Here is a 26,277-nt window from a genome sequence, read left to right as displayed (position 1 = left end):
GCGGCACCCCTCTGAAAAGCCGCCGCCTCTCCGGCCGCCGAACGGTCTGGTGCCCCCAATGCCAACCGGATGGGGCATAGCAAGGCGGCATCGGCATTCGCCCCGATCCTCGCCCCAGGTATTCACGGTCGATGGCCTCCAACCTGCACGCTGAGTCGTGAGATCGTCTGCAAGCAATCGAGGCAGGATGGACGTTCGGGCCCTTTTGTGCGGACGATCGCTGGAACATCGAGAACGATGAATTCTATGACTTCAACTCCCTTGATCGCGTCGTCGTCGCACTTGAACGGGCTCCCGGCACCGGCCCCCGGTTCCTGACCTGACATCACAGCCGCCGTCACCTAAGGACCTCCCGCGCATGCGAGCCTTCTGAGCGTCGAACTGCGCGGCGAGCCCCGTCTTCTCGGCATCGCTTTGTACGCCGATGTCGCGTTTATCGGCGGCTTGCCGCCCCTGCTGATAGACTAAGGGGAGAACCACAAACCGAAGAGCCATCCCGGCTCTCGAGTTGCTTCGCAGTAGCGGGCGCAACAGAGGACCGGGAGTGATGATCTCGAGATTCCTTTGTGCGCCCCCGCAAACCAAAGGGGATCTCGTGAATAGGAAGAAAGGGCGCCTGCGAGATTTTTCCGCAGGGCCTCTTGCGCGCTTGCGGTCGCTGGCAGGCGACCTTCGCGCCGCAGATAGGAAAGTGCTCGCGATGGCGGTCTTCGCCAACCTGACGGGCGCTGTCAACGGCTACCTGCTGGTGGCCGTCGGCGTAACCGAACATGTCGGACCGGTGACGACGGCGCTGGTCATCGTCGCTTCCGGAACGCCGGTCTTCTGGTACGTCTACAGGCCGCCGTTGCGGAGCCACTGGTCCGTCTGGAAGCACGCCATCCTGCTGGGCTCCGCTCTGGGAACGAACAGTCTGACTTTCCAGTTCGTTCTGAGGTGGGTCCGGCTGGAGGTCATGCAACCGCTGTCGTTCTTGTTCAGCGCGGCTTTCATTTTCGGCGCGGATGTCTTTCGAGACGTCCGGAAGAAGACCTACTCGACCGCCTTGTGGCCGATTTTGGCCGTGCTGGGTACCTGGGCCCTTGCGAGGGACACGGTTCCCGGCGCGACCGGAGGGGTCTTCTCGGATGCCGTCCCGCGCATCCGTATCCTGGATCAGCCGATTCCCGGCTGGGTCCCGGGTGTGGGAATCCTGACCATCGGGGCGGCCACGTACGCCTTCATGCAGAAGCGAATGGAGATGCTCGATCTGAGCATCAAGGGAAAGGCCAACACCCTTTCCGGCATCCCCGCTTTCGCCATCCTCGCAGTGGGCGCGTGGACCATGGAAGGTGGCTGGGATGGCATGACCGCCGACCGTTGGCCCTACCTGCTGATCTGTGCGGCCAGCGGAATACTCGGTGCGCTCCTCGGCGGCGTCGTCATGACGAAGGCCTACGAGCGAGGACTACTGGCGTCGACGAGCGCGATGCTCCTCCCGCTGCGGACCCTCATCGGGACCTTGATGGGAATGCTCGTGGCACAGACGGCTCCCGGCCCTCTCGGGCTGGTGGCGATCGGCCTGATCCTCGTCGCCTCCTGTGGGACGACGAGGTTCCAGGGCCGGAAGTCCGGCTCTGACTGACCTGGCGGCGGGGAGGCCCACCTCCCCGCCGTTCGATCGAGCGCCCGGTAGGCATGGCGCGGGATGGCTTCAGGTGTCGCGGTCGGGTGCGGTCATGTCGCCCGTCGCGGGGATGCCGTCGGCCAGTCCGTAGCGTAGGTACACGGTGCCGTTCGAGGCCGCTGACGGTGGTTCGAGGAGGGTGAGGTTCGTGGGGACCTCGCCGCCGTCGAAGACCTTCTTTCCGACGCCGAGCACTATCGGGTGCACCCAGAGGTCGAGACGGTCGAAGAGCTTGTCGCGCAGGAGGGTCTGCACCAGGTTCAGGCTTCCGACGACCTTGATGTGCTCGTGCCGGTCGCGGATCTCACGCACCGCGCCCGCCAAGTCTGGGCCGAGTTGCGTGGAACCGGCCCACGAGAGGTCGGGCCTGCCGCGGGAGGCCACGTACTTCGGGACGCTGTTGAAGAGCGTGGCGATCTGGTTGTCCTCGCCGCCCTCCTGGTGCGGCCAGTAGGCGGCGAAGATGTCGTACGTCCGCCGGCCGAGCAGGAGGGCGTCCGTGCCCTCGTACGCGGCACCGATCTGCGCCCCGGTGGCCTCGTCCAGGAGGGGCGCCTGCCAGCCGCCGAACGGGAACCCCACCGGGTCCTCGTCGGGGCCGCCGGGCGCCTGCCCGACGAGGTCAAGGGTCGCGAACAGCTCTAGGTGTATGAGGCCCATGTCTTGCTCCCGATGAGTTGGTTGCGTGGGTTCGGGAGGTAGACCTGTGGGCGCCGTCAGACTCATCGTTGCGATGGCACCCTCAGCGCTCTGTACCCGCACTTCCAGTTCCTCGAACAGCACACGCCGACCCGACTTGGCGCATGCAGCAGGGTGTCCCGGGAGCGTCCAGGCCGCCACGGGTTCGTCATCGGCGCCCTCGTCTCTGTGGCTCGGACGAGGGCGCCTGGACGCTTCCGGCTTACGCCCGCCGCGCCGGTCTCGCCATTGAGATCGGCGCATTGGCGCTCATTCGGGGCAGGTGAGGCGGTAGTCGAGGGTGGGGAGGGCTTGGTTCCATTCCTTCTTTGTCAGGCCGCCCGTGGTGCTCCGGCAGAGGGCCGCCCTGGTCTGGGCGGGGGCCAGGTCGTGAGTGAGGACGGTGCCGCTTTCGGCGGCGCTGGTGAGGGACTTGCCGTCCCGGGAGAACGCCAGGGCGCTGATCTCGGTCTGGTGGCCGGTCAGGGGCAGTGCGTAGGGGCGGCCGGATTCGACCTCCCACAGGCGGATCTGACCGAGTGCGTCGCCGGTGGCGAGGAGGGTGCCGTCCGGGGAGATCGCGGCGGCCCTGACGTAGCCCTTGTGGCCGCGCAGGATCAGGCCGCGCGAGCGGAGCGTCCGGCCGTCGGTGAGGAGGACTTTCTGGTCCGCCTCGGTTCCCTCGGCGCTCACGATCGTTCGGCCGTCACGGCTCATGGTGAGAAGGGTGCTGAGGAAGGTGTCGTCGCTTCTGGCCAGGACGCGGCCGGACGGATACTCGATCAGGCCGGACTTGCCGTCCGTCATCAGGGCCTTGCCGTCCGGGCGGAAGACGATGCGTTTGACGAAGGTGTCGGCTGAGGAGGGCACCGCGCGGATCTGCCGGAACGTCTTCGCGTCCCAGAGCTGGAGTTCTCCCGCGGTGCCACGGCGGACCAGGAGGGCCAGGCCGCGGCCGTCCGGGGACAGGGCCATCGCCTGGATCCTGTCGGCGGGCTGGGGCAGCGTCACGTCGCCGAGCTTTGCGAACTTCTTGGCATCGGTGATGGTGACCGTGCGGGCGTTCTTGTAGATGGCGAGCCGCCCGCCGTCGGCGCTGAGAGCGAGATCGTTGCCGTTGCCGGAGTACTCGTAGTCGGACGAGAGGCTGAACCCCCGGTTGACGGCGCTCTTTCGCCGGACGTCCCAGAAGTGCACCGAGCCTCCGCTGCGGTACGCCATGGTCGAGGCGTCCGCGGAGATGGTCGTCTTCTGGAACAGACCGCTTCCCTGGATGACCTTGGTGCTCAGGAAGGTGCTGATGTCCAGGGACGAGATCTGGCCGGTCGCCGGCTCGATGCAGCGCAGGGCCCGTTGCTCGACGAAGCGGACCAGGGCGCAGTCCGCGTTCGGCGCGTAGCGGATCACGGGTTCGTCGGGGGTGGACTGGGTGGCGCCGCCGTCCTTGAGTCGCCACATGGTCCTGCCCTGCGCCAGATAGCGGCCGTCCTGGCTGAAGGCGAGGGCGCCGTACGTGTTCGCGGGCGCGAGCCTGAGGTACTGCTCGTCCGCACCCAGCTTCCAGATCAGGATCTCCGCCTTCTTGCCCGTGGCGGGAGCGTTCGCCATGGCCAGCAGCGAACCGTCGGGGCTCACCTTCGCCGCGCTGACGTACCTTCCCTTGAGCGCCTTGTTGAGGCGGGGCAGCGCGATCGTCGTTCTGGCCGCCAGTTGGTCGACGTGCACCGCGCCCTGGGGTGTGACGCCCGCGACGAGCTGGTCGCCCGCGTCGGCGGTGAGGATCTCGACGCCGTCCTTCGGGCGTGTCCAGCTCAGCGGGACCTGCCGGAGGGTCCGCAGGTCCCAGACCGTGCGGGCGTCGCGGTTGCCGGCGAGCAGGAGGTGTCCGGACGGGCTCAGGTCGATCCCGTCGAAGACCGTCGCGTTGGCGCCGGCCTTGCCGATGGGCAGCCTGCCGCGTTCCTTGCCGGACGAGGTGTCCCAGACGCGGGCCGTCCCGTCGTCGGCCCAGGTGACCATGGTGCGCGCGTCGTCGGTGACGACGAGGTCGAGAGTGCCGGCGCCGATGATGCTGAATTCGTGCAGTTTGGTGTGAGTGTCGATGTTCCAGACGCCGGCCTTTCCGGCGTCCACGACGGCGAGGACGCGGCCGCCAGGCGACGGCTGGCGCCGGGTCGTCGCGCTCACGCCGGGCGGCGTGAAGACGTCGCTCTCCCACTGGTACCGCAGCGCGACCAGCGCCTCCCTGGTCTCCTTCGTGTCGGAGAGGGCACCGGCGGCGATGGCCAGACGGCGCGCCGTCCTCGGGTCGCTCTTGCGGGTGGACATCGCCACGGCCGCCAGGCGACGCGCCTCCGCGTCGTCGCGCTGCCGCGCCACGGTGCGGCCCTGCTGGAAGACGAGAACTCCCGCGACCACCGTCACCAGCAGCAGGACGGCGAGGACCCCGGACACCGCCGTCCGCACGGTGGACCGGCGGCGGACGGACGCGCGCCCGGCGTCCAGGAACGCCTGCTCCAGCGTGTTCGGCCGCAGCGCGCGGCCGCCTCCGACGGCCCAGGTCATCGCGCGTTCGAGGCGGGTCCCCTGGAGGAGGTCGCCGGCCTTGCGGCCGTGCGCGTCCCACAGCCGCGCACCCTCGGCGAGTTCCTGGTGAACGTCCAGGCCCGGCCGTTCGGCGGCGGCCCAGTCGCGGAGCCGCGGCCAGGCGCGGAGCAGCGCCGGGGAGGCGAGGGTGAGGCGCTGCCCGTCCCAGCGGGTGAGGCCGGCCTGGGTGAACGCCGAGAGGACGGCGTCGATCACGGGCTCCGGCGTGCGGCCGTCGCTGAACTCGGCGCGCGCCGCCGGGCGGAGGAGATCGTCGCCGGGCGACACCATCCGCAGCAGGATCTGCGGGACGGCCGGTTGCGCCTCCGGGGCAAGGCTCCGCATCACCGTCTCGGCGCGCTCGCCCAGGGGCGGGGGCGCGGCCCTGGGTGTGCGGACGGCGCGTGCCTCCCGTTCCCCCTGCTCCAGAAGATCCGCGTCAGGCCGTCCGCCGAGCAGGTCGAGGAGCAGGCCCGGCGCGTCGGGACGCCGTCCCGGGTCCCTGGCCAGCGCGGCCTCGACCATGGGCCGCAGCCGCTCGGGCACCATCGAGGTGTCCGGGGCGGTGTTCAGGACGGCGTGCATCAGCTTGGGCAGGGAGTCGCCGTCGAACGGAGTGCGGCCGGACGCGGCGAACAGGATCGTGGCGCCCCAGGCCCAGACGTCCACGGCGGGCCCGGGGGTCTTCCCCTGGAACACCTCGGGCGCCATGTACCGCGGCGTCCCCTTCATGCCGGTCGCGCTCTGCGACATGTCCTCGGTGCGGGCGATGCCGAAGTCGATGACGCGGGGGCCGTCCGGTCCCAGCAGCACGTTGGCGGGCTTCAGGTCGCGGTGGACGACGCCCGCCCGGTGGACGGTGGTCAGCGCGGTCGCTATCCCGACCGCCAGCCGGTACAGGTCGTCCGGCTTGTACGGGCCGTCCTCGTCGACGGCCTGCTGGAGGGTCGGACCCGCGACGTACTCGCTGACGACGTACGGGAGCGCGTTGTCCAGGTCGACGGCGAGGACGCGCGCCGTGCAGAACTGCGAGACGCGCCGCACCGCCTCGACCTCGCGGACGAACAGGTCGCGGTGCAGGGCCGAGTAGTCGCCGTGGAGCGCCTTGACCGCGACCCGCACGCCGTCCGGGCCGTACCCCTCGTACACGACACCCTGCCCGCCGGCGCCGAGCCGGCCTGCGAGAAGGTAGTCGCCGAGCCTCGTCGGATCACCGGGTCCCAGCGGATCGGCTGCCACAAAAGGTCTCCTCGCCTAATAGACATGATTGTCCATTAGGATGCCGACCCCGGCGGCGGCGTTCGCGTGAAACGGGTAACACCGGTCGACGAACCGGTGACGATCTCATCGGAGGCGGGCGGCGAGCGCCTTCTTGCTGATCTTGCCGACCGGTGTCCGGGGGAACGCGGTGGCCGTCTCCAGGCGGTCGGGGTGCTTGTAGGCGGCGACGCCGCGGGTGCGGAGGAAGTCCTTGATCTCGCGCAGGCCGGGCGCCTTCTCCCCCTCCCTGATGACCAGGAAGGCGCAGGTGCGCTCGCCCATGACCGCGTCGGGGACGCCGACCACGGCCGCGTCGTGGATCGCCGGGTGGGCCAGGAGGTGGTTCTCCAGTTCCTCGGCGGAGATCTTGTCGCCGCCCCGGTTGATCTGGTCCTTCTCGCGGCCCTCGACGATGAGGTGACCGGACGGCAGCTCCCTGACCAGGTCGCCGGTGCGGTAGAAGCCGTCCGGGGTGAAGGAGCGGGCGTTGTGCTCGGGGGCGCGGTAGTAGCCGCGGAGGGTGTACGGGCCCCGGGTCAGGAGTTCGCCCACGTCGCCTGGCGCCACCTGCTTGCCGTCCTCGTCCACGACGCGGATCTCGTCCGCCGGGGAGAGGGGGCGGCCCTGGGTCCGTTCGATCAGGTCGCGCGGGTCGTCCAGGCGGGTGTAGTTGAGGAGGCCCTCGGCCATGCCGAAGACCTGCTGGAGCTGGCAGTCCAGGGCGTCCGGGATCTCGGCGGCGCGTTCGGCGGCGAGCTTGGCGCCGCCCACCTGGAGCAGCTTCAGGGACGAGATGTCCTCGTCCGACCAGGTCACCGCGTCCTGCCAGAGGAGGGCGATCGGGGGGACGACCGCGCAGGCGGTGGCACGCTCGCGTTCGATGAGGGGGAACGCCTCGTCCGGGGAGCCGGAGGGCGAGAGGACGACCGTGCCGCCCGTGGCGAAGACGCCGAGGATGCCGGGGCAGGCCAGGGCGAAGTTGTGCGCGGCCGGGAGGACGACCAGGTAGACGGTGTCGCGGTCGAAGCCGCAGAGCTCGGCGCTGGCCTCCAGGTTGTAGACGTAGTCGCGGTGCGTCCGTGGGATCAGCTTCGGAAGGCCGGTGGTGCCGCCGGAGAGCAGGAAGACGCCCACGTCGGAGGGGGCGGGGGCGGGGGCCGCCGCCGGCTCGGCGTCGATGGAGGCCAGAGAGGTGAACTCCTCGGCCTCACCTTCGACGATCACGTGTTCCACGGGGAGCGTGCGGGCCAGCTCGCGGTAGTCGAAGTCGCCGTCGCGGTCGGCGCAGATGTAGGCGCGGGCCTCGGAGAGCTCGCAGAGGTAGCGGATCTCGCTCTCGCGGTGCGCGGGGAGCGCGAGGACGGGCGCGGCGCCGATGCGGACGAGGGCGAGGAACGCGACGATGAAGCCCGCGGTGTTCGGAAGCTGTACGACGACGCGGTCGCCGCGTCGCAGGCCCAGGGCGAGGAGACCGGCAGCGGTGCGGGCGGCACGGGCGTCCAGTTCGGCGTAGGTGAGGCGGTCGTGGCCGGCGACGAGGGCGGGGGCGGCCGGGTCGCCGCGCAGGACGTCCCCGAGGAGGCGGTCGGTCCAGTGGCCCTCGGCCTTGTAGCGGGCTTCGAGGTCGGCGGGCCAGGGGGTGAGGCCGTCCACGGTCACCGCCCCGCGAGCTGGGCGGGGGCGCCGGGGACCGGCTCGGCCGGGTCGGAGCCGAGGGCGACGATGCGGTTCGCGGCGTCGACGTGGACGACGCGGGGCTCGTGCCGGGACGGGTCCTCCACGCCGGCGTAGGTGATGATGATCACCAGGTCGCCGGGCTGGACGAGGCGGGCGGCCGCGCCGTTGACGCCGATGACGCCGCTGCCCGCCTCGCCGGTGATGGCGTAGGTGACGAGCCGGGCGCCGTTGTCGATGTCGACGAGGTGGACCTGCTCGCCCTCCACGATGTCGGCCGCGGCCATCAGGTCGGCGTCGATCGTCAGCGAGCCCACGTAGTGCAGGTCCGCCTGGGTGACGGTCGCTCGGTGGATCTTCCCGTTCATCAGCGTCCGCTGCACGGCTCCTCTTTCTCACGATCAACTAAGGCTAGGCTAACCTTAGCTACTCGATCGGCAGAGGAGAACCCCGAGGATGCTCCGGCGACTGGTCATCGACGTCGGGCCGCTGCGCGACAGCAGGCCGTTCCGCAACGTGTTCATCGCCCGCACCGTCTCGGTCTTCGGGATCGGCATGCTGGCGGTGGCCCTTCCGGTGCAGGTGTACGACCTCACCGGGTCCACCGTGCACGTGGGCGGGGTGTCCGCCGCCGAGGGCTTCGCGCTCCTCGCCGGGTTCCTTTGGGGCGGGGTGCTGGCCGACCGGCACGACCGGCGGCGCCTGATGCTGCGGGCGCGGGCGGCGGCCGGGATCGGGTTCGTCCTGCTGGCGCTCAACGCGTTCCTGCCCGCCCCCTCGCTGGCCGCCCTGTACGCGCTGGCGGCGTGGGACGGGCTGATGACCGGCGTCAGCATCACCGCGCTGCTGGCCGCGACACCGGCGCTGGTCGCACCCGACAAGCTCGTCGCGGCGGGGGCGCTGAACGCGCTGACCGTCCGGCTCGGGTCGATGGCCTCCCCCGCGCTCGGCGGGCTCGTGGTGTCGGCGTTCGGCGTGGGCTGGAACTACGCGGCCGCGGCGGCCGGGACGCTCGGCACCCTCGCGCTGCTGACCGGGCTGCCGCAGCTCAGGCCCGCCGCCGTGGAGGAGGCGGACGCCAATCCGCTGAGGTCCGTCTGGGACGGGTTCCGCTTCGTCGCCTCGCATCGGGTCGTCGGGTCGCTGATGCTCCTCGGCCTGCTGTTCATGGTCGCGGGCGGCATCCCCGTCCTGATGCCGGCGTTCGCGAGCCGGAGCCTTGACGGCGGCGCCACCACGGTGGGGCTGCTGTTCGCCGCGCCGGCCTGCGGCGCGGTGCTGGCCTCCCTGACGAGCGGCTGGGCCGGGCGGGCCCGGGCGCCGGGCCTGGCGCTGCTCGTCGCGTCCGTCTCCGGATTCGTCGCGCTCGCGTGCCTCGGCCTCGCCCGTCACCCGGCGCTCGCCGTCGCGATCCTGTTCGTCTACGGGTTCGTCCAGTCGATCGAGGAGATCCTGCGGTACGGGCTGATCCAGTCCCACACGCCCGACTCGCATCTCGGACGGGTGAACGCGCTGTGGTCGGCGCAGGAGACGGGCGGCGGCGCCATCGGGTCGCTCGGCGCCGGGGCGCTCGGCCGGTACCTCGCCCCGGGCGCCGCCATCGTCCTGTACGGGACGGTCAGCGCCGTCCTCGCGCTGGCACTGGCGCTGACCCTCACCGGACTCCGGACCGCGACGCTGCGGCCGGAGCCCGAGCCCGGCTGACCCTGGCTCACCCGAGGCGCGCGGTCAGTTCCTCCTCGGTCATGGCCTCGACCTCCAGCCAGATGGCGGCGACGGATTCCAGGCGCCCCGGCGTCTCCTCCAGTTCGGTGAAGCGGCGGCAGATCCGCGCGATCGTCCGCTCTGCGAACAGGACGCGGACGGGCAGCGCCGTCGTGTCGAGCGCCTCGCGCAGCCGCGCGAGCACGGTGGTGGCGAGAACGGAGTCGCCGCCGAGGGCGAAGAAGTCGGCGTCCGCGCCGACGCGTTCCCTCCCCAGCACCTCGGCGACGATCCGGGCCAGCACCTTCTCCAGGGACGTCTTCGGCTCGGCGCGGGTCGCGGACGCCCCGCCGGCCTCGGCGGCGGCGAGGGCCGTGAGCGCCCTGCGGTCGACCTTGCCGTTCGCGGTGAGCGGCAGTTCGTCCACGCGCACGAGCAGTTCCGGGACCATGTGCGGGGGCAGCAGGTCGCGGACGCGGGCGAGCACGGCGTCCCGGTCGGTCTCGGCGGGCGCCACCACGGCGGCGGCGAGGCGGCCGCCGGCGAGGAGCGCGACGGCGCGCGCCACGGCGGGATGGTCGCGCAGCGCGGCCTCGACCTCGCCGAGCTCGATCCGGAACCCGCGCACCTTCACCTGGTGGTCGCGGCGGCCGAGGAACTCGATGGTCCCGCCCGGGCGGTAGCGGGCGAGGTCGCCGGTCCGGTACCAGCGCGTGCCCTCCCAGAGGACGAACCGGTCGGCGGTCCGGGCCGGGTCGCGGGCGTAGCCGTCCGCGACGCCGGCGCCGCCGATCCACAGCTCGCCGGTGACCCAGTCGGGGCGGTCGCGGCCCAGCTCGTCCACCACCCGGCACGCGACCCCGCGCAGCGGCACCCCGTACGGGACGGCGTGCCAGTCGGCGGGGACGTCGCCGGCGACCTCCTGCACCGTCGAGTGGATCGCCGTCTCCGTCGTGCCTCCGAGGGCCACGAAGCGGCAGCCCGGCGCGTTCTCGCGCAGCAGGCCGGGCAGGTGCGTCCCCACCCAGTCGCCGCCGAGCAGGACGAGCCGCAGGCTCTCCGCCCGGCCCGCGCGCAGGAGCATCTCCAGGACGGACGGGACGCAGTTCAGCACGGTCACCGACCAGCGCCGCGCCAGTTCGCCCCACCGGGCGGCGTCGCGCCGCTCGTCCTCGTCCGGGACGACCACGGCGCCGCCCGCGTGCCAGGCGGCGAACAGGTCGAACACCGACAGGTCGAAGTCGAGCGCCGAGATCGCGAACGTGACGTCGTCCGCCCCCATCGCGAACCGCTCGACCAGGTCGCCGATGGTGTTCATCGCCGCTCCGTGCGAGACCTCCACGCCCTTGGGCTCGCCGGTCGACCCGGAGGTGAACAGCACGTAGGCGACCTGGTCGGGACGCACCGCGACCGGCCCGGGCGGCGGGTCGGCCTCGGCGACGCCGCCTGGGGTGAGCGAGGCGGCGACCCCGGCGCTCGCGCGGATCCTCGCGCGCCGCGCCTCCGGCTGCTCGGGGCCGATCGGGACGTAGGCGGCGCCGGCCGCCAGCACTCCGAGCGCGGCGGCGGCCTGGCCGGGCCCCTTGGGGAGTTCGATCGAGACCCGGTCGCCGGGGCGGACGCCCTCGGCCGCCAGCCCCGACGCGATCCGCAGGGCGCGGTCGGCGAGCTCGCCGTAGGTCATCGTCCCGTCGTCGCCCCAGTGCAGGGCCGCGGCGTCCGGGCGGCGCGCGGCGTGCTCGAAGAAGCCCTCGGTCAGCGTGCGGGGCGGCGGCGCGGGCGTGGCGTTCGACCCGTGCCTGACGCGGAGCTGGGACGGTGTGGCGGCGATGCCGAGGGGCGTGTCCCAGTCGGCGCCGGGCGCGCCGAGACGGGTGATCGCGGCGGTGTAGGCGTCGAACATCGCCTCCGCGACGCCGTCCGGGAACGCGGGCAGGCGCACGTCCCAGTTCAGCAGCAGGCCGCCGGACACCTCGGTCACCTGCGCGTCCAGCAGCACCTGCGGGCCCTGCGAGATGATCCATCCGGGTTCGCCGAACAGCTCGCGGACGCGGTCGCCGAACAGCTCGCCCAGGTTGAGGGCGCTCGTGTAGACGATCGGGGCGAGCACCTGCTCACCGCGCAACCGCGACAGGTCCCGCAGCACCTCCAGCCCCGAGTAGTCGCTGTGCGCGCCGGCCGTGTGCAGGTTCGATTGGAGAGCGCGGGCGCGCTCGACGAACGGGAGGTTCTCGGTGAGGTCGGCCTCCAGCATGATGGACCCGGTGAAGTCGCCGACGACCTTGTCGACGTCGGGGTGGACGGGCTCGCGGTGGAACAGCGGCAGGTTGAGCAGGAACCGGGGCGTCGCCGACCAGGCGCCCATCACCTCGGCGAACACCGCCGCGAGCGCCATGGCGGGGGTGACGCCCTCGGCGTGCGCGCGGGCGATGAAGCGGTCCTTGGCGTCCGGCGGCAGCCAGTGGTGCTTGCGCTCGACGCGGTTCCCCGGCTCCGCGACGACCGGCAGCTCGGGCGGGCCGGGGAGGTCGGCGAGGCGGTCGGCCCACCAGCGGCGGTCGGCGGCGCGGGCCTCCGCGCGGGGGTCGTCGGCGAGGTAGCGGGCGTAGCCGTAGCGGATCGGCGCGAGGGTCTCGCCCTCGTACAGCGCGGCGAGGTCGGCCAGCATGACGCGGTAGCTCATCGCGTCGGCGGCGACCATGTCGACGTCCAGGTGGAGGCGCGCGGCGCCGTCCGGGAGGAGGCTGAGCCGGGCGTCGAAGACGCGGCCGTCCTCGATGGGGAGCCGCTGCCGCGACATCTCGTCCCGGACGCGCTCCAGTTCGGCGTCCGGGTCGGAGGAGGAGCGCAGGTCGTGGACGGTGACGAGCGGACCGGGACGTTCGGGCAGGATCTGCTGCGTCCCGTCGTCGCGGACGGCGGCGCGCAGCATCGGGTGCCGCCGCACCAGAGCGCCCACGGCCGACTCGAAACGGGCCGGGTCGATCGCGCGCCCGTCCAGCTCGACGTACAGGTGGGCGGCGACCGAGCCGAGCTCCTGGCCCGGGTCGCGGCCGATCCAGTACGCGTGCTGCATCAGCGCCAGTGCGAAGGGGTCGTCCGATTCGACCGCGGCCGCGTCGGTGTCCGGGGCAGGCCCGGCCGAGGACTCCACCTGGCCCTTCTCGGCGAGAAGGTCCCACCACCCGGCGAGCGTCGGACGTTCGGCCAGCTCGGCGAAGCGGATCTCGATGCCCCTGCGCCGGAGCCGGCCGGTGAGCTGCATGAGCCGGATCGAGTCCATGCCCAGCTCGATGAGGTTGTCGTCCGCCTCCGCGCGCTCGCCCAGCACCTCGGCCAGCGCGGCGTGGAGCTCATCCCAGGTCAGCACGGAACTCCTCTCAAATTAGGTAAGGCTAACCTAATTGCGACGTCCGGCTCCGTCAACGCCGACCGGAGGCGGACAGCAGCCACGCGAGGTAGACGCCGCCGAGGACGCCGGTGACGACGCCGACCGGCACCGCGACCGGCAGGTGCAGCGAGACGAGGTCCGCGCTCGCCAGCAGCGCCGCGCCGGTCAGCGCGGCGGGCAGCAGCTGCGCGCCGGGGCGGCGGGTCAGCCGCCGGGCGAGCTGCGGCGCGGCGAGCGCCACGAACGGGACGGGACCGGCCGCCGCGGTCGCCGCCGCGACGAGGCCCACCCCGGCGACCGTCAGCAGCGCCCGCGTCCGCTGGACGGGCACGCCGAGCGCCCGCGCGGCGTCGTCGCCGAGCTCCCCCATGCCGAGCGGCCGGGCCAGCAGCAGCGCCGCGGGCACGAGGACGGCCAGCGCGAGCGCGAGCGGGACGGCCTGGTCCCAGTCCCGCCCGTTGAGGCTGCCGGTCAGCCAGAACGCGGCCTCGTACGCCTCGCGCAGTTCGGCGCGGGTGATGAGATAGGAGTTGAGCGCCTCCAGCATCGCCGCCGCCGCGACGCCGATCAGCACCAGCCGGACGCCGTGCACGCCGCCGCCCCGGCGGTAGGCGACCAGGTACACCGCGAGCGCGGTCAGCACGGCGCCCGCGACCGAGCTGACGGTGATCGCGACGGCCCCGCCGCCGAACACCAGGATCTGCAGCAGCGCACCGGACGCCGAGCCGGTGGTGAAGCCGATGAGGTCGGGGCTGCCGAGCGGGTTGCGGGAGATGCTCTGGAAGACGGCCCCGGACAAGCCGAGCGCCAGTCCGGCGAGCAGGCCGGTGACGGCGCGCGGCAGGCGCAGGGTCGTGACGATGAACTCGGTGGCCTGGTCGCCCCTGCCGAGGAGGACGCGCACCACGTCCGGCGGCGCGATGGGGAACTCCCCCGAGCCGACGACGAGGACGGCCGCGCAGACCGCGACCGCGGCCAGCACGCCGCACACCGCCGCCGAGCGCGGCTCCCAACGCAGTGACACCCCGGCCGTACGGATGACTCTCATAGGTCGCGCGTCCTCCCCCTCCGGACCATCACCGCGAACAACGGCGCCCCGAGGAAGGCGGTGACGATGCCGGTCTCCAGTTCTCCGGGCGTGACGACGCGGCCGATGATGTCCGCGCCGAGCAGCAGGACGGGCGCGAGCAGCAGCGAGTAGGGCAGGACGAGCCGCTGGTCCGGGCCGACCGCCGTCCGGACGATGAAGGGGACGGTCAGCCCGAGGAACGTGATGGGCCCGGCCGCCGCCGTCGCGGACCCGCACAGCAGCACCACCGCGAGCGCCCCGAGCGCCCTCGTCCACCCGGGGCGGGAGCCGAGGGCGCGACTCGCGTCGTCGCCCAGGCCGAGGGCGTTCAGCGGGCGGGCGAGCGCCAGCGCGAGCAGCGTCCCGGCGAGGACGAACGGCAGGACGCGCAGGAAGACGGGCACGTCGCGGCCGCCGAGCGAGCCGACCTGCCAGAACCGGAAGCCGCCGAAGGTGCGCGGGGTGAACAGCATCACGCCGGCCGTCATCGCGCTGAAGACGGCGTTGACGGCGGCGCCGGCGAGCACCAGCCGCGCCGGCGACGCGCCGCCGCGCCCGCGGGCGCCGATCAGGTAGACCAGGGCCGCCGCGCCCGCCGCTCCGGCGAAGGCCGCCCACACGTAGACGAGCAGGTCGTCCACGCGGAACGCGCCGATGACGAGGACGACCGCGAGGGCCGCGCCGCCGTTCACGCCGAGCAGGCCCGGCTCGGCGAGCGGGTTGCGGGTGAGCGCCTGCATCACCGCGCCCGCCAGACCGAGCGCCACGCCGACGGTGACGCCGAGGAGGGTGCGGGGCAGCCGCAGCTCATGGACGATCAGCTGCGCCCGGGAGCCGTCGTCCGGGGAGAAAACGCCCGGCAGCACGTCCGCGAGAGGGACATCCCCGGCGCCGATCGCGAGGCTCGCCCCGACGGTGAGCAGCAGCACCGCCGTGAGCAGGACGAACCACCACGGATGCGCGCCGCGCGACGGCCCGTGCCGTTCCGGGGATTTCGGCGGGCGTTCTCGCGCAGGGGAAAACACGAGGTAAGGCTAGCCTAAGCTAACCCCCCTCTCAACGCCCCGCCGCCTCCGTTCGCGCTCGCGACCATACAGACGTATGGTATACATGCATATTGGAAGCTGAACGCTTGTATTGGAGGTGGGGAATGGCGAGGACCGGCCGGGCCGCGGGCCCGGCGCCCGAGGACCTGACGGCGCGGGCCAAGATCCGGGACGCGGCGCTGCAGCAGTTCGCGGAGCACGGCATGAAGGGCGCGACGTTCCGCGGGATCGCCAAGGCCGCCGGGGTCTCGGTGGGGCTCGTCCAGCACCACTTCGGCTCGAAGGAGGAACTGCGCGAGGCGTGCGACGCCTACGCGCTCGACACCGTCCGCGAGCTCAGCTCGACCTCCGCCGGCGAGGCGATGGGCGACCCGGGATTCCTGGCCGCGGCCGTCCAGGCGGACCTGCCCGTCCGGCGCTACCTGGCCCGCGCGCTCGTCGACGGCTCGGCGGCGGCGGGCCGCGTGTTCGACGACCTGGTCGACGTGACCGAGCGGTACCTGGCGGATCCGCCGGCCGGGACCGCCGCGCCCACCACCCGCGACGCACAGGCCTACGCCGCCGCGATCGTCGCGATGACGACCGGGATCGAGGTGCTGCACCAGCACCTCAGCCGGGTCCTCGGCGTCGACACCTTCACCCCCGAGGGGTCGCTGCGGCTGCGCCGCGCGGTCCTGGAGATCTTCGACGACCAACTGCTCGACCGGGAGACCGTCACGCGCGCCCACGCGGCGATGGACCGGTACGAGGCGAGCATCAAGGGAGACGACGATGAATGACGTGGTCCGGGCCGACGGCCTGGTCAAGACGTTCGGCCGGACGCGCGCGCTCGACGGCCTCGACCTGCGCGTCGCCCCCGGCGAGGTGCACGGGTTCCTCGGCCCCAACGGCGCCGGGAAGTCCACGACCATCCGCGTCCTGCTCGGGCTGATGCGCGCCGACTCCGGCGCCGCGAGCCTGCTCGGCGGCGACCCGTGGCGCGACGCCACCGCCCTGCACCGCCGCATCGCCTACGTCCCGGGCGACGTCACGCTGTGGCCGAACCTGTCCGGCGGCGAGGTCATCGACCTGCTCGGGCGGTTGCGCGGCGGCCTCGACGGGAACCGGCGGGACGAGCTGCTCGGCCGCTTCGAACTCGACCCGAAGAAGAAGGGCCGCGCCTACTCCAAGGGCAACCGGCAGAAGGTCGCCCTCGTCGCGGCGTTCGCGTCCGACGCGGAACTGCTCATCCTGGACGAGCCCACCTCAGGACTCGACCCGCTCATGGAGGAGGTCTTCCAGGAGTGCGTGCGGGAGGAGAGGCGCGCCGGGCGCACCGTCCTTCTGTCCAGCCACATCCTCAGCGAGGTCGAGGCGCTCTGCGACCGCGTCACCATCATCCGCAAGGGCCGGACGGTCGAGACCGGCACGCTCGACGAGCTGCGGCACCTGACCCGCACGTCCATCCACGCCGAGCTCGCCGCCGCGGCGGACGGCGTCCCGCTGCCGGGGGCTCACGACGTCCGCATCGACGGCACCACCATCAGGTTCGAGGTCGACACCCCCGAGCTGGACGCCGCGCTCAAGGAGCTCACCCGGATCGGCGTGCGGACGCTGACGAGCCGGCCGCCCACGCTCGAAGAGCTGTTCCTGCGCCACTACGAGGACGACCTCGCCAGGGAGACCGCGTCATGACCGCCACGACCCTGCACGCCCCCGCGCGCGACGTCGGCCGCGACGGCGGCCTCGCCGGCGCGGGCATGCTGCTGAAGATCTGGCTGCGCCGCGACCGCGTCATGATGCCGGCCTGGATCTACGGGCTGACCGCGCTCGTCTCCAGCACCGTCTACAGCCTCAAGCACGAGTACGACACGCCCTCGGCGCTCGCGAGCTTCGCGCGCGGCATCAACGACAACCCGTCCACGCGGGCGCTCTACGGGCCCGTCCTGAACGACGGCAGCGTCGCGGGGCTCAGCGCGTGGCGGGTCGGCGCGACCGGCGCCGCGTTCACCGCGGTGATGTGCGTCCTGCTGGTCGTCCGGCACACGCGCGCCGAGGAGGAGGCCGGCCGGCTGGAGCTGGTCGGCGCCGCCGCCGTCGGGCGCCGCGCGCCGCTCACCGCGGCGCTCCTGACCGCGGTGACCGCCGCCGGGACCCTGGGGGCGGTGGCCGCGCTCGTCATGATCCTCTTCGGGCTGCCGGCGGCCGGTTCGGTCGCGTTCGGGCTGTCCTGGTTCGGCGCCGGGCTGGTGTTCTCCGGCGTCGCGGCGCTCACCGCCCAGATCGCCGAGACCTCGCGCCTGGCCAACGGCCTGGCGTTCGCCGTCCTCGGCGTGTCCTACCTGCTGCGCGGCGTGGCCGACGCGAGCTCGGCGCACTGGGTCTCGTGGCTGTCGCCGATCGGCTGGGCACAGCGCGTCCGCCCGTGCGCGGACGAGCAGTGGGCCGTCCTGCTGCTTCCCCTCGCCGCGTTCGTGCTGCTGGTCGCCGCCGCCTACCTGCTGACCGAGCGCCGCGACCTCGGCGCCGGGATCCTGGCTCCGTCCCTCGGCCCCGCGCACGCCCCGCCGTCCCTGCGCGGCCCGTTCTCTCTGTGGTGGCGGCTGCAGCGCGGGACGCTGCTCGGCTGGGCCGGCGGCTTCCTGGTCTACGGGCTGGCGATCGGCGGGGTCGCGGACGGCGTCGACGACCTGGTCAACGGCAGCGACGCCGTCCTGGACGACATCCGCAAGATGGGCGGCCAGCAGGACATCGCGGACGCGTTCCTCGCCACGGCCATGGGCCTCATGGCGCTGTTCACCGCCGCCTACGCGGTGCAGAGCCTCCTGCGGCTGCGCGCCGAGGAGAGCGCCGGACGCCTGGAACCCGTCCTCGCGACCGCCGTCGGACGCACCCGCTGGGCCGTCGCCGCCCTGGCGAACACCGTCGCGGGGACGGTGGTCATGCTCACCGCCACCGGCCTGGCCGTGGGCCTGGTCCACGGCGCCCGCTCGGACGACCTCGCCGGCCAGCTTCCCCGCCAGCTCGGCGCGGCGCTGGCCCAGCTCCCGTCGGTCTGGGTCGTCGCCGCCGCCGCGATGCTGCTGTTCGGCGCCCTCCCCCGCGCGGCGTCCGCCGGATGGGGCGTCCTCGCCGTCTTCCTGCTCCTCGGCCAGGTGGGACCGCTGCTGGGCCTCCCGCAGGCGGTCATGGACCTGTCCCCCTTCACCCACACCCCGAAGCTGCCCGGCGGCGACGCCGACCCGCTCCCCCTTCTCGCGCTCACCGCGGTGGCGGCCGGACTGGCCGCGGTCGGACTCGCCGCCTTCCGCCGCCGCGACGTCACCTGATCGACGCTCCGCCGGACGGTTCCCGGGCGGGCGCCGGCAGGCCCGCCCGGGAACCCGCATGACCTCCCCTTTCACGGGTACTCCGCAATCTTGCGACTACGGGAGGTGATGGTCATGTCCATCGGAGCCGGCGAGACGCCGGAGGGAACCCCCATCGATCCATTGCGGGTCCGCAGCGACGCCCGCGGCCCCTGCCTGCTGGTAGAGGCGGAAGGGGAGCTCACGATCCTGACGGCCGACGCGCTGCGCGAGCACGTCCTGGCCGACATGCGGGCCATGAGCGGGCCGGCCCTGATCGTCCTGGACGTCGGCGAGGTGAGCTTCTGCGACTCCTCGGGACTGAACGCGATGATCACTCTGTGGAAGGCCGCCCACGCCTCCGGGGGCGAGCTCGTCCTGGCCCGCCCGGAGCGCCGGTTCCGCACGATCATCGAACGCAGCGGCCTGGACCGGCACCTCATCGCCCACCCGACCACCGAGCAGGCCCTCGACGCGCTCTCCGCCCGCTGAACCCGCCGTCCGCCGCGGCGTGTTCACCAGCAGGTCCACCCTGCTCCTCCTGGTCGCGCACCCCGTCGTGGGCGCGGGCGTCGCCGACCGGTACTTCGCGCGCGGTGTGCGGCTCGCCCACACCGCGACCCCGCCCCCGCTGCGCCACTCCCCCGTCGCCGCCCGCGCCCTCCGCTCCGCCGGGCGGGCGCGCGGCGGCTAGAGTCGGCCGCACGATGACGAGCGACGACGAACTCCTGCGGAGCCTGCTCACCGGCGCCCCGGAGAGCGAGCCGCAGACCGACCGCATCCTGGACGCCGCCCTGCGTTCCTTCGAGACCTTCGTCCTCGCCCCGGACGGCCCCATCCCCCTCGACGACGCGGGCGCCCGCGACTTCGCCCGCCGCTACCTCCTGCCGATCGTCCGCAACACCCCCTCCTGAACGCGCGACGCGGCCGGAGGACTCAGGCGCCGTCTCCGGACGGGAGGACGATGCGGACCATGGTGCCCTCCCCCGGCGGGCTCTGGACGGTGACCCGGCCGCGCAGGGCGCGGATGCGGTCGGTGAGGCCCGCCAGGCCGCCGCCCGGGTCCGGGGCGGCACCGCCGACGCCGTCGTCGCGGACCTCGGCGGCGATCTCGTCCGGCCCCGTGCGGACGGTCAGGTGGATCGCGTCGGCCCGGGCGTGCTTGACGGCGTTGGTGAGGGCCTCGCAGAGCGCGAAGTAGAGCGTCGACTCGATCTCGGGCGGGAACCGGTCCGCGGGCAGGTCGAGATGGACGGGCACGGCCGTGCGGCTGGCGACCAGCTCCATCGCCGGGGCCAGCCCGGCGTCGGCGAGGATCGCCGGGTGCATGCCGCGGGCCAGTGCCTCCAGTTCGGCGACCGCCTCGGTCAGTTCGCGGCGGCAGGTCCCGGCCTGCTCGCGGGCCCGCGGGTCGGCCGCCGCGACCTCCAGCCGGACGAGCATCTCCTCCAGGTCGTGGAGCCGCTGCCGGGCACTGTGCTTCAGGTCGGCGGCGAGCCGCTCGCGCTCGGCCGCCTGGACGCGCACCAGGCGCTCGCGCGCCTCGCGCGCCCGCTCCAGATTGGCCTGCGCGGCGGCCTGGAGCCGGACCGTCTCCAGCGCGCGGCCGCCCGCGACCAGCGCCGCCTCGACGAGCGGCTCGTGGTCGCGGAGCGCGGCGGCGAGGTCGACGGTGGCGAGGGGCTCGCCGCCGGACGTGCGGACCTCGTGCCGCCAGCGGCCCGCCGCGCCTCCGGGCGCGTCGCGCATGCGGCGGCCGTCCACGTCGACGTAGCCGCCGTCCGCCCACATCCACAGGTCCAGGTCGCCGTCGCCCAGGACGGTGCGGAGCGCGCCGCGGACGCGCGCCACCGAGACGGGGGCGACGAGCAGGCGCTGCATCCGCTCGGCGACGATCAGCTCGGCCAGCCGGGCGCGCAGCGCGGCGCCGAGGAACGCCAGCGGCAGCACCGTGGCGAAGACGCCCTGGAAGAGGTAGACGTCCAGCACGTCCGCCAGTTCCGCGTCGCTGCCGATGAGGGTGCTCTGGACCGCCAGGGCGCCGGTGACGCCGAACGTCACGGCCACCGCGACGGGAACGGTGAGCGCGCGGTCCAGCCGCCCCGTGCGCTGCAGGCGGGCCACCAGGATCACCACGAGGGCGCCGGCCAGCACCGTCATCGCGCCGGCCAGCCCCCGCTGGACGCCGTGGAACGCCTGGTGGTCGGGGCGCAGCACCGGCCAGGTCACCGACGCCGCGAAGCCGTTCCAGGCCGGACGGGAGACGGCGCACAGCAGCGCCTGCCCGCCGATCATGATCACAACGGCGGCGGCGGTCCACGGCTTCGCGGCGGCGCCCTCCAGCCGCCCCGCCGGGTACAGCAGCACGCCGATGCCGATGGCGAGGAAGAACACCGACTGGGCGAATACCGACACCAGCGGCGCCGCGCCGGTGTTCCAGGCCGCCGCCCAGGTGACGGCCCAGGCCGCGGCGGCCGCGACGAACGCCGCGCCGGTGCGCCGGCCGGTGCGCCCCGCCGCGAACAGCCCGCCCGCGACGGCGAACCCGCCGCAGCAGACCAGGGTGACGGCGGCGGCGAGGGGCTGGGCGCGCCAGTGCGGCCAGCCAAAGGCCAGCGCCGCGACCGCGACCGCCGCCCCCGCGGCCAGGGCGCGTCGGACCCGCGCGCCGAGCCACGGCGGCCACCGGGGGACGGGCCTCACCGCGATCCTTCCGTGTCGTCCCGGGAAACCACCGTCCGGGACGGGGGTTTTCCCGGATGTGCGCGCAGGGCGCCGCCGGGAGCATGGGATCGTGCCGGGAACGGCCGCGTCACGAGCCCGAGGACGGGCCCGTGGCGCATCGCGGTGGCGTGCGGGGGCCACCACCGAGGTCACCTGACGCGACCGGACCCGCACAGGCAGTTTTCCCCACCGCCGCACCGCCGCGCGAGGGTCTGTTACCCGATCGATGCGTGGGACGCGGGTGGGCGCCGGTGGACGCGATGACCGCGCTCCCGGGGTGTCCGGTTGCGGTCAGCGGGTCTCGGCGGCGCGCAGCCACGTCAGGACGGCGAGCACGCGCTTGTTGCTGTCCTGGGGACCGGGCGGCCCGCCGGGCGTGGTGATCTTGAGCTTGGCGAAGATGGCCCGCACGTGGTCCTCGACCGTCCGGGCGGACAGGTGCAGCCGCTTTCCGATGCCGGCGTTGGAGTGGCCTTCCGCCATCAGCCCGAGGACCTCCCTCTCGCGCCCCGACAGCCTGGACAGCTCCTGCTCGCGGTGCCGCGCCTCGACCAGCCTGGTCACCACGTCGGGGTCGATGACGACCTCGCCGCGCATGACCCGCTCCAGCGCCGAACGCAGGTTCTCCACGTCCGTCACGTGGTCTTTCAGCAGGTATCCGACGCCGCGCGGCCTGCCGCGGAACAGCTCCATCGCCTGCGGGGTCTCGTTGAAGGCCGACAGGACCAGGACGCCGAGGCCGGGGTGGCGCTCCAAGAGCCGGCGTGCCGCCACGACGCCCTCGTTGGTGAACGTGGGCGGCATGTGCAGGTCGAGGATGGCGACGTCCGGCGGATCGTCGGCGACGCGGGCCAGCAGTTCCTCGCCGGAGCCGGCGGAGGCCACCACGTCGATCCCGACCGTGGTGAGAAGGGTGACCAGAGCCTGCCGGAAGATCCCGCTGTCCTCCGCCACGGCTACTCGCATGGAAGGTCCATCCTTACCGTCATGCCCGCGCGGGGGCCGCCGCCGACTTCCACCTCACCGCGCAGCGCCCGGATCAGGCCGGACGGACCGGCCAGATCGGCGGCGGGGTCGGCGGGGTCTCCGGGGCGGGCACCGTCGAGCCCGATCTCGGCGAGCACCCGCCCGTCCTCCTCGCCGACCCACACGGAGATCCGGGTGGCACGCGCGCGCTCGACAGCGTACGACAGCGTCTCGCACAGCGCGGAGTAAAGCGTGGACTCGATCTCGCGGGAGAACCGGCGCGGCGTGACGTCGAGCGCGACCCGGGTGCCGAGCCGCTCGGCGACGACCTCCAGCGCCGGGCCGAGACCGTGCTGGACGAGCAGCGCCGGCTGCACCTCTCTGGCCAGCGCCCGCAACTGGGCGAGGGCTTCCCTCAGCTCGGCGCGGCAGGCGCGGGCGTGCTCCTTGACCGCCGGGTCGCCGGTGACGGCCTCCAGCGTGCCGAGCATCGCGCCGACCGCCAGCAGCCGCTGCTGCGCGCCGTCGTGCAGGTCGCGGCCGAGCCGCTCGCGCTCGGCGGTCTCGGCCCGCACGAGGCGCCGGTAGGCGGCCCGGACCTGTTCGAGGCCCGCCTGCACGCCGGCCTGCAGCCGCGCCGTCTCCAGCGCCCGGCCGCCCGCGACGAGCGCGGCCTCCACGAGGGAGCCGTGGTCGCGCAGCGCGCCGCCGAGCTCGACGACCGCGAGCGGCTCACCGGCGGCGCCGCGCACCCGGTGCCGCCAGCGCCCGCCGTCCTCCGCCGGGCCGTCCGCGCCACCGGTCTGCGGGCCCAGGTCGACCGAGTGCCCGGCGATGTCGACGTAGACGCCCTCCGTCGGCGCCCAGAACCAGAGCTCCAGGGTCGGGTCGTGCAGGACGTCGCGCAGCGCGTCGCGGACCCGTTCCACCGACACCGGGGCGGTCAGCCGGAGCATCCGCCCCGCGACGGTCAGCTCGGCGATGCGGACCCGCAGCCCGGACGCCAGCAGCGTCAGGGGGACGAGGACGACGACCGCGCCCTGGATCACGTAGACGCGCAGCAGGTCGTCCAGCGGGATCGACGCCTCCATGATCGGCTTCTGCGTGAACGCCGCCGAGATGCCGACGAACCCGATCGCGACCGTCACGGGCAGGGCGAGCAGGCGCCGCAACCGGCCCATCCGCGGCAGCCGCAAGAGGAGGACGACGGCGAACGAGAGGGCGAGGAGGAGGTACAGGGCGGCGGAGACCTGAAGGACGACCTTGAAGGTGTCCAGGTCGGGGTAGAGGGCGGGCCACCACACCGACTCGCCCCGGAACGCGGCCCATTCCGGCTCGGACGTGACCCACAGCGCCGTGGGGCAGCCCCACAGGATCAGGCACGCCATGACCGTCCAGATCCGGTCTCCCAGGTACTCCAGCCGCCCGCCCGGGTAGAGCAGGACGCCGACGGCGAGGGCGAGGTAGAAGTCGGCCTGGGCGTAGGGCGACATGATGGGCCCGATGGTCGCATCCCAGCTCGCGGCCCAGTTGACCGCCCAGAACACCGACGCGGCCGCGAACAGCAGCCCGGTGCGGCGGGTGCGCGGCCCGGTCGCGAGCAGCACCCCCACCACGGCGATGGCGGCGCAGCTGGCCAGCGTGGTCGCCGCGGCGGCCGGATGGTCCCGCCAGTACGGCCAGCCTGCGAGGAGCGCCAGCCCCGCGACCGCCGCCCCGGCGACGAGGGCGCGCCTCGCCTCCGTCCCGAACCACGGCGGCGACCTGCGCCTGCGTGGCGCGGAAATCACCACGACCATCCTTTCCATGCTGGGACCTCGGCCCCCGTCCCGCCACCGCGAACCCACGGGAGGCGGGTCCGTGCTTTCCCGGGGCCGCGCGCCCCTCGGCGGGCGCACCGGCATCCTCCCGACTCGGGGCGCACTCCCGAAGGGGCGTTATCCGATCGATGCGCGAGCGGTTCCGGCGATTCCGTCCCTGCCTCACGGGACTCCGCGCCCCGGCTATGGGACCATCCACGGCGGCTTTCCCCTGACGCGGAACACCGCCGTGCTGCCCTGCGGATCCGGGCATCCTTCCGCCGGATCGCAGGTCTACTTGTGCGGGACGGGATGCGCGCCGTGGAGGGCGTCGGCGGTGGCGTTCTTGTGGGCGCAGGCGATGCGCTCGATCTCGGCGGGGCCGGCGCCGCCGGTGACGAGGTCGAGGATGTGCCCGTGCTCGGCCACGGAGCGGCGGGCGCGGCCGGGGGCGTAGCCGAAGGTCGAGCGGCGCATGTGGTCCAGCCGCGTCCACTCGGCTTCGAGCAGAGAGCGCAGGTGCGCGTCCGGGCAGTGCTCGTAGATCGAGAAGTGGAACGCGCGGTCGAGCGCGGTGAACGCGGTCGGGTCGAACACCTCCAGCGCCTCCACCATGCGATCGTTGATCTTGCGGGAGGCGGCGATGTGCGCGGCCGTCATGAGCGGTGCTGAGATCGCGGTGGCGTAGCCCTCCAGCCGGGCGAGGACTTGCAGCGTGTGCTCGACCTGCTCGGCGTCGAAGACCGCGACGCGGGCGCCGACGTTGCGCACCACCTCCACGAGCCCGTCGGACTGCAGCCGGCGCAGCGCCTCGCGCAACGGGATCGTGCTGACCCCGGCCTCCTGGGCGAGCTGGTTGATGACCAGCCGGTATCCGGGCACGTAGGTGCCTTCGAGGATGCGCGACCGCAGCAGCTCGTAGCAGAACTCGGCCTTGCCCGCCCTGGTCTGGTCCTGCTTCTTCGCGGCACCCACCCGGTTCTCCTCACCCTCGGCCCGCACCGCCCGGACGTGTTCGCCGGGCCGGTCACCGCGACAGCGCGTCATCATTCTCTCCGACGACGAAGACGAGAAGAACCTTCGCGTTCGACGGACCGCCCTCGAACGGCGTCGCGCGACGCCTGCCACTCCGGCGGGCCGCGCCGGTCAGTCGGGCAGCAGCGGCACCGAGTCGCCCTGGTCCCGGCCGAGAAGGACGGCTCGGGTGATGGCGGACGAGCCGAACCGGTCCCGGACGCCGTCCACCGCGCCGTCCACCGCCATCGCCTGGTCGAACGGCAGGGTGAGCTGGACGGCACGGTCGTCGTGCAGGTTGCCGAGCGAGAGGCCGATGAGCGTCAGGCCGCGCTCGTCGATCACGGGCACGGCGGCTGCGAGCAGGCCCCGCGCCGCCGCCAGGAGCACGGAGGTCTCGGCGGTGGCCTGGGCCAGCGTGTGCGAGCGCGTGGCCCGGGCGTAGTCGCCGAACCGCAGCCGGAGGGTGACCGTCCGGCAGACGCGGCGGGCCTTGCGCAGCCGTCCGCCGAGCCGGTCGGCCAGCCCGACGAGCATCACGTCCAGCTCCGCCGCCGAGCGTTCGCGGCGGCCGAGCGCCCGCTGCGCCCCCATCGACCGCCGCCGCACCCCCGTCCGCACGGGGCGCGGGTCGCGGTTGTGCGCCAGGGCGTACAGGTGGCGGCCCGCCCCCGGGCCGAGCATCGATACCAGGGTGGACTCCGGCATGCCGGCCACGTCCCCGACCGTCGCCACGCCGAACCCGGCGAGCTTGGCCGCGGTCGCGGGCCCCACGCCCCACAGCCGCCGCACCGGCAGCGGGCGCAGGAACTCCAGCTCGCCGTCCGGCGGCACCACCAGCAGCCCGTCGGGCTTGGCGACGCCGCTGGCGACCTTGGCGAGGAACTTGGTGCGGGCGACCCCGACCGTGATCGGCAGCCCGACCTCCTCGGCGATCTCGCGCCGCAGCCGGACGGCCACGTCCACCGGCGGGCGGCGCAGCCCGTCGGCGTCGAGGAACGCCTCGTCGATCGACAGGCCCTCCACCAGCGGCGTCGTGGCCCGGAACACCGCGAAGACCGCTTTGCTCGCCGCGCTGTAGGCGCTCATGCGCGGCGGGACGACGACCGCCCGCGGGCACAGCCGGCGGGCCTGCCCGCCGCTCATCGCCGTCCGCACGCCGCAGGCCTTGGCCTCGTAGCTCGCCGCCAGCACCACGCCCGTCCCGACGATCACCGGCCGCCCCCGCAGCGCGGGATCGTCCCGCTGCTCGACCGACGCGTAGAACGCGTCCAGGTCGGCATGCAGGATCGTCGCACCATCGGACACGAACATATGTTCGCATATTCGGCCGTCGCTCCTGGTGGCGGGCCCCTGGAACGAGCGGAGGGCCCG

Annotated in this window: 21 protein-coding genes; 9 read left to right on the top strand and 12 right to left on the bottom strand. The window is 73.4% G+C overall.

Translation table 11 applies throughout. The features are described from left to right. Positions 1-80, top strand: an 80-nt coding sequence (locus AB0H37_RS39360; RefSeq protein WP_360617731.1) for a zinc finger domain-containing protein, incomplete at its 5' end; no start/stop codon positions are given. Positions 81-700: 620 nt separating this feature from the next. Continuing rightward, positions 701-1,624 carry a hypothetical protein gene (locus AB0H37_RS39355; protein WP_360617726.1) on the top strand — a complete coding sequence of 308 codons (924 nt, stop codon included), beginning with the start codon at positions 701-703 and terminating at the stop codon, positions 1,622-1,624. Between the two features lie 69 nt (positions 1,625-1,693). On the opposite strand, the gene AB0H37_RS39350 is transcribed toward AB0H37_RS39355, so the two are convergent. The 4 genes from AB0H37_RS39350 to panD all read right to left on the bottom strand — a co-directional run bounded on the left by AB0H37_RS39350 (position 1,694) and on the right by panD (position 8,247). Further along, entirely contained in the window at positions 1,694-2,326 is a 633-nt protein-coding gene (locus AB0H37_RS39350; RefSeq protein ID WP_360617724.1) for a dihydrofolate reductase family protein, read from the bottom strand. Positions 2,327-2,614: 288 nt separating this feature from the next. Next, positions 2,615-6,169 carry a protein kinase gene (locus AB0H37_RS39345; protein ID WP_360617723.1) on the bottom strand — a complete coding sequence of 1,185 codons (3,555 nt, stop codon included), beginning with the start codon at positions 6,167-6,169 and terminating at the stop codon, positions 2,615-2,617. A 105-nt stretch (positions 6,170-6,274) separates the two neighbouring features. Continuing rightward, positions 6,275-7,843 carry an AMP-binding protein gene (locus AB0H37_RS39340; protein WP_360617722.1) on the bottom strand — a complete coding sequence of 523 codons (1,569 nt, stop codon included), beginning with the start codon at positions 7,841-7,843 and terminating at the stop codon, positions 6,275-6,277. 2 nt (positions 7,844-7,845) lie between these two features. After that, the gene (panD, locus tag AB0H37_RS39335) at positions 7,846-8,247 is read right to left on the bottom strand and encodes an aspartate 1-decarboxylase (protein ID WP_179834583.1); all 402 of its coding nucleotides are present in this window, start codon (positions 8,245-8,247) and stop codon (positions 7,846-7,848) included. A gap of 73 nt (positions 8,248-8,320) precedes the next feature. On the opposite strand from panD, the gene entS reads away from it, so the two are divergent. Then, positions 8,321-9,568 (top strand): enterobactin transporter EntS, encoded by a 1,248-nt coding sequence (entS, locus tag AB0H37_RS39330; protein WP_329091447.1) that lies wholly within the window; start codon positions 8,321-8,323, stop codon positions 9,566-9,568. A 7-nt stretch (positions 9,569-9,575) separates the two neighbouring features. On the opposite strand, the gene AB0H37_RS39325 is transcribed toward entS, so the two are convergent. Genes AB0H37_RS39325 through AB0H37_RS39315 form a run of 3 tightly spaced genes read right to left on the bottom strand, consistent with a single transcriptional unit; the run spans position 9,576 to position 15,053 of the window. Beyond that, positions 9,576-12,938 carry an amino acid adenylation domain-containing protein gene (locus tag AB0H37_RS39325; protein ID WP_360617719.1) on the bottom strand — a complete coding sequence of 1,121 codons (3,363 nt, stop codon included), beginning with the start codon at positions 12,936-12,938 and terminating at the stop codon, positions 9,576-9,578. Between the two features lie 52 nt (positions 12,939-12,990). Beyond that, positions 12,991-14,007 carry an iron chelate uptake ABC transporter family permease subunit gene (locus tag AB0H37_RS39320; RefSeq protein WP_360617718.1) on the bottom strand — a complete coding sequence of 339 codons (1,017 nt, stop codon included), beginning with the start codon at positions 14,005-14,007 and terminating at the stop codon, positions 12,991-12,993. Beyond that, a complete protein-coding gene (locus tag AB0H37_RS39315) occupies positions 14,004-15,053 on the bottom strand; it encodes an iron chelate uptake ABC transporter family permease subunit (RefSeq protein ID WP_360617717.1) in 1,050 nt (349 codons plus the stop codon). Before AB0H37_RS39315 ends, AB0H37_RS39320 begins: the two co-directional genes overlap by 4 nt. 125 nt (positions 15,054-15,178) lie before the next feature. Between AB0H37_RS39315 and AB0H37_RS39310 the strand changes: the two genes are divergently transcribed. The 6 genes from AB0H37_RS39310 to AB0H37_RS39285 all read left to right on the top strand — a co-directional run bounded on the left by AB0H37_RS39310 (position 15,179) and on the right by AB0H37_RS39285 (position 19,314). Beyond that, on the top strand, positions 15,179-15,853 hold the full coding sequence (locus AB0H37_RS39310; protein ID WP_329091454.1) for a TetR family transcriptional regulator: 675 nt from the start codon (positions 15,179-15,181) through the stop codon (positions 15,851-15,853). Continuing rightward, complete coding sequence (locus tag AB0H37_RS39305) at positions 15,846-16,748, top strand: ABC transporter ATP-binding protein (protein WP_360617715.1); 903 nt, start codon at positions 15,846-15,848, stop codon at positions 16,746-16,748. Before AB0H37_RS39310 ends, AB0H37_RS39305 begins: the two co-directional genes overlap by 8 nt. Then, entirely contained in the window at positions 16,745-18,382 is a 1,638-nt protein-coding gene (locus AB0H37_RS39300) for an ABC transporter permease (RefSeq protein WP_360617714.1), read from the top strand. The genes AB0H37_RS39305 and AB0H37_RS39300 overlap by 4 nt, the downstream gene beginning before the upstream one ends. A gap of 114 nt (positions 18,383-18,496) precedes the next feature. Next, complete coding sequence (locus AB0H37_RS39295) at positions 18,497-18,892, top strand: STAS domain-containing protein (protein ID WP_329091460.1); 396 nt, start codon at positions 18,497-18,499, stop codon at positions 18,890-18,892. Between the two features lie 19 nt (positions 18,893-18,911). After that, positions 18,912-19,094: a hypothetical protein gene (locus AB0H37_RS39290; RefSeq protein WP_360617713.1), complete on the top strand. Its 183-nt coding sequence runs from the start codon at positions 18,912-18,914 to the stop codon at positions 19,092-19,094. A 13-nt stretch (positions 19,095-19,107) separates the two neighbouring features. Then, on the top strand, positions 19,108-19,314 hold the full coding sequence (locus AB0H37_RS39285) for a hypothetical protein (protein WP_329091464.1): 207 nt from the start codon (positions 19,108-19,110) through the stop codon (positions 19,312-19,314). A gap of 22 nt (positions 19,315-19,336) precedes the next feature. Here AB0H37_RS39285 and AB0H37_RS39280 read toward each other — a convergent pair whose 3' ends face one another. From AB0H37_RS39280 to dinB, 5 genes are all read right to left on the bottom strand, one after another. Beyond that, positions 19,337-21,103: an ATP-binding protein gene (locus tag AB0H37_RS39280; protein ID WP_360617711.1), complete on the bottom strand. Its 1,767-nt coding sequence runs from the start codon at positions 21,101-21,103 to the stop codon at positions 19,337-19,339. 312 nt (positions 21,104-21,415) lie between these two features. After that, positions 21,416-22,090: a response regulator transcription factor gene (locus tag AB0H37_RS39275; RefSeq protein ID WP_179834572.1), complete on the bottom strand. Its 675-nt coding sequence runs from the start codon at positions 22,088-22,090 to the stop codon at positions 21,416-21,418. Next, positions 22,081-23,880, bottom strand: coding sequence for a histidine kinase (locus tag AB0H37_RS39270; protein ID WP_360617709.1), 1,800 nt, complete (start codon positions 23,878-23,880; stop codon positions 22,081-22,083). The genes AB0H37_RS39275 and AB0H37_RS39270 overlap by 10 nt, the downstream gene beginning before the upstream one ends. A 303-nt stretch (positions 23,881-24,183) precedes the next feature. Further along, on the bottom strand, positions 24,184-24,864 hold the full coding sequence (locus tag AB0H37_RS39265) for a GntR family transcriptional regulator (protein ID WP_360617707.1): 681 nt from the start codon (positions 24,862-24,864) through the stop codon (positions 24,184-24,186). 171 nt (positions 24,865-25,035) lie between these two features. Further along, positions 25,036-26,211, bottom strand: a complete 1,176-nt coding sequence (gene dinB, locus AB0H37_RS39260) for a DNA polymerase IV (RefSeq protein ID WP_218935132.1) — start codon at positions 26,209-26,211, stop codon at positions 25,036-25,038. Positions 26,212-26,277: the final 66 nt, after the last annotated feature.

Origin of the sequence: Actinomadura sp. NPDC023710 (genome assembly GCF_040639875.1) — a bacterium.
In the GTDB taxonomy this organism is placed as follows: Bacteria; Actinomycetota; Actinomycetes; order Streptosporangiales; family Streptosporangiaceae; genus Spirillospora; species Spirillospora citrea.
The sequence above is the reverse complement of the archived record's forward strand: the minus strand, read 5'-3'. Positions and strand labels throughout refer to the sequence as shown.

Coding starts and splice junctions, on each gene's coding strand:
- AB0H37_RS39355 (WP_360617726.1), top strand. CDS start 701: ATGGCGGTCTTCGCCAACCTGACGGGCGCTGTCAACGGCTACCTGCTG.
- AB0H37_RS39350 (WP_360617724.1), bottom strand. CDS start 2,326: ATGGGCCTCATACACCTAGAGCTGTTCGCGACCCTTGACCTCGTCGGG.
- entS (WP_329091447.1), top strand. CDS start 8,321: ATGCTCCGGCGACTGGTCATCGACGTCGGGCCGCTGCGCGACAGCAGG.
- AB0H37_RS39320 (WP_360617718.1), bottom strand. CDS start 14,007: ATGAGAGTCATCCGTACGGCCGGGGTGTCACTGCGTTGGGAGCCGCGC.
- AB0H37_RS39310 (WP_329091454.1), top strand. CDS start 15,179: ATGGCGAGGACCGGCCGGGCCGCGGGCCCGGCGCCCGAGGACCTGACG.
- AB0H37_RS39305 (WP_360617715.1), top strand. CDS start 15,846: ATGAATGACGTGGTCCGGGCCGACGGCCTGGTCAAGACGTTCGGCCGG.
- AB0H37_RS39300 (WP_360617714.1), top strand. CDS start 16,745: ATGACCGCCACGACCCTGCACGCCCCCGCGCGCGACGTCGGCCGCGAC.
- AB0H37_RS39295 (WP_329091460.1), top strand. CDS start 18,497: ATGTCCATCGGAGCCGGCGAGACGCCGGAGGGAACCCCCATCGATCCA.
- AB0H37_RS39285 (WP_329091464.1), top strand. CDS start 19,108: ATGACGAGCGACGACGAACTCCTGCGGAGCCTGCTCACCGGCGCCCCG.
- AB0H37_RS39275 (WP_179834572.1), bottom strand. CDS start 22,090: ATGCGAGTAGCCGTGGCGGAGGACAGCGGGATCTTCCGGCAGGCTCTG.